Source organism: Micromonospora sp. NPDC126480, from assembly GCF_040302465.1.
GTDB lineage: Bacteria > Actinomycetota > Actinomycetes > Mycobacteriales > Micromonosporaceae > Micromonospora.
Genome location: NZ_JBEORU010000030.1, coordinates 82,484 through 93,473, shown reverse-complemented (window position 1 = coordinate 93,473; position 10,990 = coordinate 82,484). Strand labels below are relative to the sequence as shown.

10 protein-coding genes are annotated in these 10,990 nt (G+C 75.5%); 2 read left to right on the top strand and 8 right to left on the bottom strand.

What is annotated here, in order from left to right; all coding sequences use genetic code 11:
• A partial coding sequence (locus tag ABTW87_RS24355; protein WP_350653278.1) for a hypothetical protein occupies window positions 1-75 on the bottom strand: 75 nt, incomplete at its 3' end.
• 475 nt (window positions 76-550) lie between these two features.
• Between ABTW87_RS24355 and ABTW87_RS24350 the strand changes: the two genes are divergently transcribed.
• Complete coding sequence (locus ABTW87_RS24350; protein ID WP_350653273.1) at window positions 551-1,327, top strand: hypothetical protein; 777 nt, start codon at window positions 551-553, stop codon at window positions 1,325-1,327.
• Window positions 1,328-2,040: 713 nt separating this feature from the next.
• On the opposite strand, the gene ABTW87_RS24345 is transcribed toward ABTW87_RS24350, so the two are convergent.
• Together ABTW87_RS24345 and ABTW87_RS24340 are read right to left on the bottom strand one after the other, a co-directional pair.
• On the bottom strand, window positions 2,041-3,549 hold the full coding sequence (locus tag ABTW87_RS24345; protein ID WP_350653272.1) for a replication-associated recombination protein A: 1,509 nt from the start codon (window positions 3,547-3,549) through the stop codon (window positions 2,041-2,043).
• A 76-nt stretch (window positions 3,550-3,625) separates the two neighbouring features.
• On the bottom strand, window positions 3,626-3,838 hold the full coding sequence (locus ABTW87_RS24340) for a hypothetical protein (RefSeq protein WP_350653271.1): 213 nt from the start codon (window positions 3,836-3,838) through the stop codon (window positions 3,626-3,628).
• Window positions 3,839-3,969: 131 nt separating this feature from the next.
• On the opposite strand from ABTW87_RS24340, the gene ABTW87_RS24335 reads away from it, so the two are divergent.
• A complete protein-coding gene (locus ABTW87_RS24335) occupies window positions 3,970-4,710 on the top strand; it encodes a GNAT family N-acetyltransferase (protein WP_350653270.1) in 741 nt (246 codons plus the stop codon).
• Between the two features lie 47 nt (window positions 4,711-4,757).
• On the opposite strand, the gene ABTW87_RS24330 is transcribed toward ABTW87_RS24335, so the two are convergent.
• The 5 genes from ABTW87_RS24330 to ABTW87_RS24310 form a co-directional block, all read right to left on the bottom strand.
• A complete protein-coding gene (locus ABTW87_RS24330; RefSeq protein ID WP_350653269.1) occupies window positions 4,758-6,128 on the bottom strand; it encodes an MFS transporter in 1,371 nt (456 codons plus the stop codon).
• Window positions 6,128-6,724, bottom strand: a complete 597-nt coding sequence (locus tag ABTW87_RS24325) for an ArsR/SmtB family transcription factor (protein ID WP_350653268.1) — start codon at window positions 6,722-6,724, stop codon at window positions 6,128-6,130. Before ABTW87_RS24325 ends, ABTW87_RS24330 begins: the two co-directional genes overlap by 1 nt.
• Window positions 6,725-6,811: 87 nt before the next feature.
• Window positions 6,812-7,624 (bottom strand): SDR family oxidoreductase, encoded by an 813-nt coding sequence (locus ABTW87_RS24320; protein WP_350653267.1) that lies wholly within the window; start codon window positions 7,622-7,624, stop codon window positions 6,812-6,814.
• Window positions 7,625-7,722: 98 nt separating this feature from the next.
• Window positions 7,723-9,546 carry an aspartate--tRNA ligase gene (gene aspS, locus ABTW87_RS24315; RefSeq protein WP_350653266.1) on the bottom strand — a complete coding sequence of 608 codons (1,824 nt, stop codon included), beginning with the start codon at window positions 9,544-9,546 and terminating at the stop codon, window positions 7,723-7,725.
• Window positions 9,547-9,730: 184 nt separating this feature from the next.
• Window positions 9,731-10,783 carry a S1 family peptidase gene (locus ABTW87_RS24310; protein ID WP_350653265.1) on the bottom strand — a complete coding sequence of 351 codons (1,053 nt, stop codon included), beginning with the start codon at window positions 10,781-10,783 and terminating at the stop codon, window positions 9,731-9,733.
• Between the last annotated feature and the right edge of the window lie 207 nt (window positions 10,784-10,990).

Sequence of the window (10,990 nt, the reverse complement as noted above, 5' to 3'; positions counted from 1 at the left end):
GGCCTTCACCTCTTCGCCGTGTGACGGGTGCGGCACGCCGACTACGGCCACCAGGCTTACGTCGGGGTGGGTCATCATGATCTCTTCGACCTCCCTCGGTGGGCGGCGTGGGGCCGCCGGCGGGTGGGGCCGCCGGCGCGCCGGGACGCGGCGGTACGGCGGCGCCCCGCACCGGCCCGGTGTCCGGCCCCGCGTGCGGTGGCACGTCCGGGCGGAACGGCCGGGTGCCGCCACCCGGACGGAGGTCGCCGGTGCCGCCCGCGGCAGCGGCCGACGGACGTGGCCGCTCGGCGGCCGGCCCGGCCGGCGGGTGCGGTCGCCCGGACTCACCCGCTCCGGGTACCGGGCCGGGCGGACGGACGGCAGCCGGCCCGGCGGAGGTGTCGGCCGGGCGGGCGCGACCGGCCCGCCGGCCGGTGCCGGTCGGATCGGGCCCGGGGCGGGCGGCGTCGGTGGGCGTCCGGCCGGCCGGCGGGGCGCTTCGCGGGGTCATCGGCGAGCCGGGCGGGGTCGCCGGAGAGTTCAGGGTGCGCAGCGCGGGATCGGTGTGGTGCGGCGTGCGGCCGGCCTGCCGGAGCCAGTCGGCCGGGCGCTCCGGCCGGGCCCGGCGGCCGTCGCCGGCCGGCTGGCCGGCCCCCTCGGCGCGGGCACCCGGGTTCGCCGGCTCACCGCCCGCCGCGCGGGAGACCTGGCCGGCGGCGTCGTCGGGGGCCGCCCGCCGTCCGAGCGGCGTGGCGGGGTTCCCGTCCGGGGCCGCCCGCCGGCCACGCGGCACAGCCGGGTCCTCGTCCGGGGCCGCCCGCCGACCACGCGGCACAGCGGGGTCCTCGTCCGGCACGCTCCGCCGGCCACGCGGCACAGCGGCGTCCTCGTCCGGCACGCTCCGCCGGCCACGTACGGCCCGACCATCGGCGGGTGTTGCCGGGCGCGGTGGCGGAGCAGATCCGCCGTCCGGCGGGGCCAGGCCCGGCACCGGCGGCGCGTTGCCGCTGCGGGGCACCACCGGCTCGTCGGCGGCCGGTCGGTGGCCGGGCGCCGGTCCACGGTCGCGCTGCCGACCACGACCGCCCGCCTCGGGCAGTTCCCCGGACCCGTCGCCGGGGTGCCGGCCGAAGCCGGCGTTGACGCCTGCCGGCCCGGAGTGGACCGAGCCCGGGCGCGCCGCCGGGTCGGCGGCGGGCGGCTGCGCCGGCCCGGGACGGGGCAGCCGGGCCCGGGCCGCCGAGCCGGTCAGGTCGCCGGACCGGTACCCGTCGGCCGGGTCGACACCGCGGGCCTCCGGACGGCGGGCGACCGGCGGGCCGGGAACCTGCGGCACGACCGGTGAGCCGGGGGGGCCGGGCGGCGCCGGCGGTGGGCCGACCCGGGGGCCCGGGCCGGGGGCGGCACCACGGCCACCGGACCGGCCGGGGGCGGCGCCGGGTTGGGCGTGCGGAGCCGGCGCCTGCGGGCCGGGCTGGGCGTGCTGCCCGACCGGCGGGCTGCCGGGCTGGGGGTGCTGGCCGGGGGGCGGACCGCCGGGCGCACCGCGGCGTGGTCCGGGTGCCGGCGGCGGGCCGGCCGGCGGCTGGGACCGTGGTGGCGGGGCGGCCGGGGTGCCCGGCCCGGAGACCGGCCGCGGCCGGTCGGGCCCGCCCTGCGGCCAGCCGGGCGGCCGGCGTCCCGCCTCGGTGGACGGACCGGAGCGCGGGCCGGCCGGAGGGACGTCACCCCGGGGCGCCGGGCCGGACGGATCCGGCGACCCGGGCCACGGCCCCGCCCCCGATCGCGCCCGTGGTGGTTCGGCCTCGCCGCGGCGCACCGGCGGCGTGGCCGCCCGCCCGGTCGAATCGGCGCCGGGCGGCGGCCCGGGATGGCCCGGAGCATCCCCCGGGCCCAACTCCGTACGCTGTGCCTTCGCCGTGCGCAGGTCGTCGATCCAGCCGAACTCCTCGCCGCTGACCGGCTCCGGCTCGGCCTCGGCCCTGCCCCGCCCCCAGCGGCGTCCCTTGGTCCGCCGCTCGTCGGCGCCGTCCTCGGATCGCTCCGGCCCACGCGACTTCACTGGTGACCCTCCTCGGCGGCTTCCGCGCCGCCCTCGTGCGCCCCGCCGTCGCCCGACCCCCCGGTGCGACGGCCGTTGCCTGCCGTGCCGCCGACGCTGGCCGCCACCTGCTGGCGGGTCGCCGGGGCCGCGAGCCCGCGGACGATGCGGCGCAGCAGCGGCAACCGGTCGGCCACGGCCCGCTCGGCACCGTGCTGGCTGGGCCGGTAGTAGTCGATGCCGACGAGGTCGTCGGGCACGTACTGCTGCGTGACGACGCCGCGCTGGTCGTCGTGCGGGTAGCGGTACCCGGTACCGTGACCGAGCCCCTTCGCGCCGGCGTAGTGCGCGTCGCGCAGCCCGCGTGGAACCGGCCCGCCCCGACCGGCCCGGACGTCGGCGAGGGCGGCCCCGATGGCGGCCGTCGCCGAGTTGGACTTGGCCGCCGTCGCCAGGTGGATGACCGCCTGGGCGAGGTTGAGCTGGGCCTCCGGCAGGCCCACGTACTCCACCGCGTGGGCGGCGGCGGTGGCCACGCCGAGCGCGCCGGGGTCGGCCATGCCGACGTCCTCGCTGGCGAAGATCACCAGCCGCCGGGCGATGAACCGGGCGTCCTCACCGGCGACCAGCATGCGGGCCAGCCAGTGCAGCGCCGCGTCCACGTCGGAACCGCGCATGCTCTTGATGAACGCGCTGACCACGTCGTAGTGGGCATCGCCCGCGCGGTCGTAGCGCACCGCGGCCGTGTCCACCGCCTGCTCGGCGGTGGCGAGGTCGATCCGGTCGGCGCCGACGGCGGTGGCCGAGGCGGCGGCGGCCTCCAGCGCGGTGAGCGCCTTGCGGACGTCCCCGGCGGCGAGCCGGACGAGGTGCTCCTCGGCATCGGCGTCGAGGGTGGGCGTGCCGCGCAGGCCCCGCTCGTCAGCGACCGCCCGGCGGAGCAGGTCCCGCACCGCGGCGTCGTCGAGCGGCTGCAGGGTGAGCAGCACGCACCGCGACAGCAGCGGCGAGATGACCGAGAAGTACGGGTTCTCGGTCGTCGCCGCCAGCAGCGTGACCGTCCGGTCCTCGACGGCGGCGAGCAGCGAGTCCTGCTGGGTCTTGCTGAAGCGGTGCACCTCGTCGATGAAGAGCACGGTCTGCGGGCCGCCGGCGCGGCGCTGCCGGCGGGCGGTCTCGATGACGGCGCGGACGTCCTTGACGCCGGCGTTCAGCGCCGACATCGCCACGAAACGGCGGTCGGTGGCCCGGGCCACCAGGTGCGCGATTGTGGTCTTGCCGCTGCCCGGGGGGCCCCAGAGGATCACCGACATCGGCGCGGCGCCGGAGACCAGTTGGCGCAACGGGGCGCCGGGGGCGAGGAGGTGGTCCTGCCCGACCAGCTCGTCGAGGCTGGTCGGGCGCATCCGGACGGCCAGGGGCGAATCCTCCCCTACCGCCGGGAAGCCGTCCACGCCGACCAGACCCGCGGGCGCGGACGGCGCGGCGGCGGGCTCTCCGAGGGAGAAGAGGGCGTCGGACTCCATCACGGGAACAGTACCGGGCCCGGCCGGTGGCGCCGGAATCAGCGCCGCCGGACGGGCCCGGTGTGATCCGTTCCGGTCAGCCCCGGCCGGGCCGCCGGCCGTAGTACCAGCGGCCCCGGCCGCCGCCGCCCGGGCCGCTGCCGACACCGGCCAGGTAGAGGGCGAGCAGGAACAGCCCGATGAGCACGAGGGTGTTCCAGTTGAACAGGTCGGGCGCCCCGAAGTTCGTGTCGAACAGGTCGATCAGCAGGGCGAGGCCGAAGACGATGGCCGCGAGAATGGCGAGCATGTCGTTCCTCCGGTAGGGGGGTCCCAGTAGGTCGGCGCGGGATGTACCCAATCGGTCCGTCCGTCAATCTCCACCCTGGAAGGACCGGTCCGCCGCGGGCCGCACCGCCGCCGAGGTTCTAGGCTGGTGTCATGATCATCGCGGACGAGGCCCTGGTGGGGCGGGATGTGATCCTCGCGGCGGCCGGTCACCACCCGTACGCGCGGCACGCGCTGTGGCAGGACACGACGCCGCGCGGCTGGCGGCGCGACGGCACTGTCGGCTGGCTGCTCCCCGCCCAGCAGGGACCGGCCGGCGGCGCCCTGGGCACGCCCGGGCCGGCCGTCGACGTCTTCGCCGTTCTCGTCGCGGGCGGCGCGCTCGCCCCGGGGCAGTGGCTGCACCTGCCCCGCCTCGACGCGGAGCTGCTCGCCGGCCGGCTGGCCGTCGCGCGGCACGACGAGTGGGACTTCCTGTGGACCACCGCGCCGCCGCCTCGACAGCCGGAGGAGGAGCGGGTGGTACGCCTCGCCGAGGCCGACCACCCCGCCCTCAGCGCCCTGATCGACGCGGCGTTCCCGACCACCACCTCCCGCCCGGGCGACCCGCGGATCGTCGGGTGGTACGGCATCCGCGACGGCGACCGGATCGTCGCCTGCGGGGCGGACCGCAGCCGCGGCGACATCGGCTTCCTCGCCGGCCTGACCGTCGCGCCCGACCGGCGGGGGCGCGGCCTGGGCGCCGCGCTCACCGCCGGGATGACCCGGGCCCTGCTCGCGCGGCACGACACCGTGGCGCTCGGCGTCTACACCGACAACGTCGGCGCGATCCGGCTCTACCGCCGGCTCGGCTACACCGGCACCCTCCCCCGCAGCTCCATCCACCTGGCGTGAAAGGAAGGGCCCCCTGTTAACGCCTGCGGTAGAGGAGGGGTCCCCTGTTAACGCGGCCGCCCCGGGGCCGCCGCGCCGGCCGTCGGCTCGCCGTCGCGCTGGGGCGGCACGCTCCCGGACCGCGGGGCGGGCACAGCGCCGGCCGGCGGGGCGGGCACCGGCGGGCCGGATCCCACCGATCGGTCACCGCGCCCCGAGCGCCAGGCGGGCAGGTACAGCGGGGCGGCGACGGCGAGCACGACCGCGCCGGCCAGCATCGCGGTGCTCACACCGGCCCGGTCCGCGATCGCGCCCAGCACGATCCCGCCCAGCGCGGCGGCGGGCATCGCCACCATCGAGTTCAACGACACCACGCTGGTCCGGTACGGCCCGTCGACCTGTCGGTGCACCAGGCCCATGTGCAGCGGGTTCGACGCGCCGTGCACGGCGTAGCAGGCGACGTACGCGACCAGCACGCCGACCGGACCGGCCAGCAGACCCATCCCGACCACCGTGGCGCCCTGCACGATCCGCAGCAGCGCGGCACCGGGCGCGGCGCCGATCCAGCGGATGAGCAGCGGCGTCAGGGCCGCCCCGCCGGCCGACGCGAGCCAGGCGACCGTGCTGACCGGGCCGAGCACGGCAGCCGCCCGGTCGGCGTCGCCGATCACCTCGGCGAGGCGGACCGGCAGCAGGTTCTCGAAGGTGACCATGCCGAAGCCCCAGAACAGCTCGACCGCCACCAGGGCGAGCAGTACCCGGGACCGGCGCAACAGCCCGACTGCCTGGCCGATCATCCGGGGCGCCTGGGCCACCGACGCGCGCAACGCGACCGCCCCGGCGGCCGGGCGGGTCTCCCGCAGCAGCGCCAGCAGCGCGACCAGGGCCACCAGGTGCAGCCCGATGGCGACCACCACCGGAGAGGTGAGCGCACTGACCGGCCCGAGCGGGCCGAGCGCGACGAGGCCGCCGCTGAGCAGCGCCCCGGCGGCGATCGACACGCCGAGCACGGTGCCGCCGTGGCCCAGCCCCTTCTCGTACTCCGCGTCGGGGTCGGCGGCGAGGGTCGTGTCGACGTACCAGGACTCGAGCGGGCCGCTGTCGAGCGCCCGGTACACACCCTGGAGCGCCCAGACGGCCATCAGCAGGGCGAACGAGTCCGCGACGACGAGCAGCACCCCGGAGGCCAGGTTGACAAGCGAGGCGAGCACCAGGACGGGCTTGCGGCCCAGCGCGTCGGCGAGCCCGGCGGTCGGCAGTTCCAGGGCGAGGACGACGAAGCCCTGGGCCGCCGCGGCCAGGCCGATCTGGGTGAGCGTGAGGCCCCGTTCCTGCATGAGCAGGATGATCACCGGAATCAGCAGGCCGACCGGCAGCCAGCGCAGGCCGTGCAGGACGAGGTAGCGGACGTGGACCTGGCGGACGGTCAGCGCATTCATCACTTTCCCTTCAGCATCGGGTACGCGGCGACGAAGACGGCGATCTGCTCGGCACCCGGCTCAGTCGGGTCGGCCTCGTCGCGGTATCGCTCCAGGACCTGCCACAGCTCCGCCTCGAGGGCCTGGAGTCGAGCGGCCGGGATGGTCAGGAAGATGTCGCCCATGCCGAAGGCATCCCGCCAGGCGGGCGACCACTGGTCCTGCGCCGCGAACCACCGCTCGGCGTGCTCGGCCAGCAGGCGAACCTGGGTGCCCTGAATCCATTCGATGGCGGCCCGGGCGTCCGGGTCGTCGTCGAAGTCGGTGGGCTCGAAGTTGGTGACATCGTGCGCGGCCCGCCACCAGCGCTGCCGGCCGTGGCCCCGGTCGGGATCCTCCACGACCAGCCCCACCTCGGCTAGCTGGCGTAGGTGGTAGCTTGTCGCGCCGCTGTTCGTGTCGAGCAGCTCGGCCAGGGTGGTGGCGGTGGCCGCCCCGTGCACCCGCAGGGCGCCGAGCAGCCGGATCCGCAGCGGGTGCGCCAGCACCCGGACCTGCCGGTGATCGATCCGGACCACCCGGGGCGCCTTCCGGGCGACCCGGTTGTCGTCAGCCATGGATGCAGAATATCTGTGCACAATTTCCGTGCACAAGTTCTTTGCACAGCAATTGTGCAGAGAAGGGGAGACCCGGGAGGGGGACCGTCAGCCGGCCAGAAGCTCGCTGATGCCGCGCAGGCGGGTACGCAGTAGCTCGGCCGCCCGGCTGGAGTCGAGGCGTACCTCGGTGGGGCGGTGCAGCCCGGCGCCGACGCTCGTGCCGGTCTTCAGGCCCGCCGGGTCCAGGCCGAGCCTCGCGGCCACCAGCAGCCCCATCTCGGCACGGCTCACCGCCTCGGGACCGGCGACGTTCAACGGACCGGCGACCTCGGAGCGGGTCAGCTCGAGTACGGCGGCGGCCAGGTCGCGCACGTCGACCGGGCAGCGCAGCTCGTCGGTGAACAGGGTCGCCCGCCCCGCCAGGGCGTCGAGGCAGAGCTGGATCTGCTTGCTCCCCTCCCCCACGATCAGCGAGGTCCGCACCAGCACGGCGGCGGGGTCGATCGCGCGGACCGCCGTCTCGGCCGCCGCCTTCGCCGCGCCGTACGGGAAGACCGGCGTCGGCGGCTCGTCGTCGCGGTACGGCGTCGGGCGCCCGGCGTGCAGCGCGTCGCTGGACAGGTGCACCAGCCGCGCACCCACCTCGGCGGCCGCGTACGCGACATGGGCCGCTCCGTCGGCGGTGACCGACCAGTCGTCGTACCGGTAGGGAGTGGCGATCACGGCGTCGGGGCGTACCTCCGCCAGGAGCGCGCGCACGGCGGACCGGTCGGTGACGTCGAGCCAGCGCGCCGCGACCCCCGGCACGGCGACGGCCCCGGCGTGGTACGTCCCCACCACGCGCTCACCGGCCGTCACCGCCTGCCGGCACACCTCACCACCGAGAAACCCGCTGGCCCCGACCACGAGCAGCCGCATCCCGCCCTCCTCACGTCGATCATGAGGTTAGCGGCAGTGTCGGTGAACGACAGCGCCGCCAAGCTCATGATCGACGCGTGCGGGCCCGCGGGGCCAGGTCAGGTGGGGTCGGCTACCGGGGCGGCGGGACCGGCGGTCCCGGTGTGGGCCGTCGCGGGCGGCTTCGGCTTGGCGTCGATGCCGGCCTCGGCGCGCTGCTGCCCGGTGATCGGGGTGGGCGCGCCGGTCAGCGGGTCGAAGCCACCGCGTGTCTTGGGGAACGCGATGACCTCGCGGATCGAGTCGGCGCCGGCCAGCAGCATGCACACCCGGTCCCAGCCGAACGCGATGCCGCCGTGCGGCGGCGGGCCGTACTTGAAGGCCTCCAGCAGGAAGCCGAACTTGTCCTGCGCCTCCTCGGGCGTGATGCCGAGCAGGTCGAACACCCGCCGCTGCACGTCGCCGCGGTGGATACGGATCGAGCCGCCACCGATCTCGTTGCCGTTGCAGACGATGTCGTACGCGTAGGCCAGCGCCCGGTCGGGCGCCTCCTCGAAGCGGTCCACCCACTCGGCGTTCGGGGAGGTGAACGGGTGGTGCACGGCGGTCCAGCCACCCGCTCCGCCGGCTTCCTGGTCGGAGACCGGCTCGAACATCGGCGCGTCGACCACCCAGCAGAACGCCCACGCGCTCTCGTCGACCAGGTTGGCCCGCTTGGCGATCTCGATCCGGGCCGCCCCGAGCAGCTCCTGGGCCTCCCGCGTGTTCGGGCTGGCGGCGAAGAAGACCGCGTCGCCGGGCTTCGCGCCGACCGCGTCGGCCAGACCGGCCAGGTGCTCCTCGGACAGGTTCTTCGCCACCGGGCCGCGCGCCTCGCCGGTCTCGGCGTCGAGCACCACGTACGCGAGGCCCTTCGCGCCGCGTGCCTTGGCCCAGTCCTGCCAGCCGTCCAGTTCCTTACGGGACTGCGCCGCGCCGCCCGGCATGACGACCGCGCCGACGTAGCCGCCCGCGTCGATCGCGCCGGCGAACACCCGGAACTGGGTGCCGCGCAGGTAGTCGGTCAGCTCGGTCAGCTCGACGCCGTAGCGCAGGTCGGGCTTGTCCGAGCCGTACCGGGCCATCGCGTCGTGCCAGGTGATCCGCGGGATCGGCCGGGCGATCTCGTGGCCGGCCAGCTCCGTCCACAGCGCGGACACGATCGCCTCGCCGAGGTCGATCACGTCGTCCTCGGTGACGAAGGACATCTCGATGTCGAGCTGGGTGAACTCCGGCTGCCGGTCGGCGCGGAAGTCCTCGTCGCGGTAGCAGCGGGCGATCTGGTAGTACCGCTCCATCCCGCCGACCATCAGCAGCTGCTTGAACAGCTGCGGCGACTGGGGCAGCGCGTACCAGGTGCCGGGCTGCAGCCGCACCGGCACCAGGAAGTCGCGGGCGCCCTCGGGCGTCGACCGGGTCAGCGTCGGGGTCTCGATCTCCAGGAAGTCGCGCTCGTGCAGCACCTTGCGGGCGATCTGGTTGGCCCGGGAGCGCAGCCGCATCGCGTGCGCCGGACCGCTGCGGCGCAAGTCCAGGTAGCGGTACCGGAGCCGGACGTCGTCGCCGGCCTCCACCTGGTCGTCCACCGGCAGCGGCAGCGGCGCGGCCTCGGACAGCACCTCCAGCTCGGCGGCGGTCACCTCGACCTCACCGGTGGCGAGGTCCGGGTTCTCGTTGCCCTCCGGCCGCCGGGTCACCTCGCCGGTGACCTGCACGCAGAACTCGTTGCGCAGCGCGTGCGCGTCCTCCTCGCGGAAGACGACCTGGACCACACCGGAGCCGTCGCGCAGGTCGACGAAGATGACACCGCCGTGGTCGCGCCGGCGGGCCACCCAGCCGGCGAGCGTCACCGTGGTGCCGGCGTCCGTCGCGCGCAGGCTGCCGGCGTCATGGGTACGGATCACGACGTGCGTCTCCCTCGTCTGCGGATTGTCTCTGCCCCGGCATTCTGTCAGGGCAGCGGGACGCACGTTCCACGGGTGCAAGGAAGGGCCCCTTCTTAACGCGCGGGTGTTAAGAAGGGGCCCTTCCTTGCCAGCGGGCAGGCCGCCGGAGGAGGAATCCGGCGGCCCGCTCAGTACCTGAGGATCAGTAGACGCTGACGCCGTAGCGGCTCAGCACCTCGGTGACCGGCTGGAAGTAGGTGGTGCCGCCGGTGCTGCAGTTGCCGCTGCCGCCCGAGGTCAGGCCGAGGGCGGTGGAGCCGCTGAACAGCGAGCCGCCGCTGTCGCCCGGCTGGGCGCAGATGTTGGTGCGGATCAGGCCGGAGACCGAGCCCTCGGCGTAGTTCACCGTCGCGTTCAGCGCGGTGACCGAACCGCTGCGCAGGCCGGTGGTGCTGCCGGAGCGCTGCGCCGACTGACCGACGTACGCGTTGGCGGCGCCGGTGATGTCGCGGTAGCTGCCGTTGTAGAGGTATACGTTGCCGGGCTGCGTGGTGGTCTGGTTGCTGTACCGGACGATGCCGTAGTCGTTGCCGGGGAAGCTGGAGCCCGAGCGGGTGCCCAGCAGCGAGGTCTGGGACGAGTTCGAGTACCAGTTCGACGAGATGTTCGTGCAGTGGCCGGCGGTGATGAAGTACTTCACGCCGCTGCTGCTGCGCACGTTGAAGCCGAGCGAGCAGCGCCCGCCGCCACCGGCGTAGATGGCCTGGCCGCCGGAGATCCGGGTGCTGAGCACGCCGGCCTCGGCCTCGATACGCACCGCGCCGTTGCTGCGCGCGGCGGCGGCCTTGACCCGCTCCAGCTTGGCGCCGGTCACCGTGCTGTCGACGGAGACGACGACCTGGTTGGTGGCCGGGTCGACCCACCAGGCGGTGCCGGGGATCTTGGCCGTGCGCTCCAGCTCGGCGGTGGCGCGGTTCAGCTCGGTGGCGCCGCGCTTGACGATCTTCGGGGTGGCGCCGGACGCGGCGACCTGCCGGGCGGCGGCGGCGTCGGTCACGGCGACGACCATCTTGCCGTTGGCGCCGGCGTACGTGCCGGCGGCGCGGTCACCGAGCCGCTCGGCGAGGGTGGCGGCGGCGTCCGGTGACGCGGCGGGAGCGGCCTGGGCCGGGGCGCCCATCAGCGTTCCGGCGACCAGGGTTCCGGCCGCGACGAGGGTGGCGGCGCGGCGGAACGTGGACCTCGTGGGTCGCATGTAACAACCTCCGTGAGAGGGGGACGACGGCCCTGCCGGGGCAGCGAGGACCGCTGGGGCGAACCCGGTCGACCTGGGGGAATCGGCCGAGCTGCACCGAAGTATTCACATACTTAAGATCCTTGGCAAGACCTGGATTCGTCCGAATTCACCCGAGCTTGATCGTCACAGCTGTGCAACACCGTGGACACATACGCGGACGTGCGG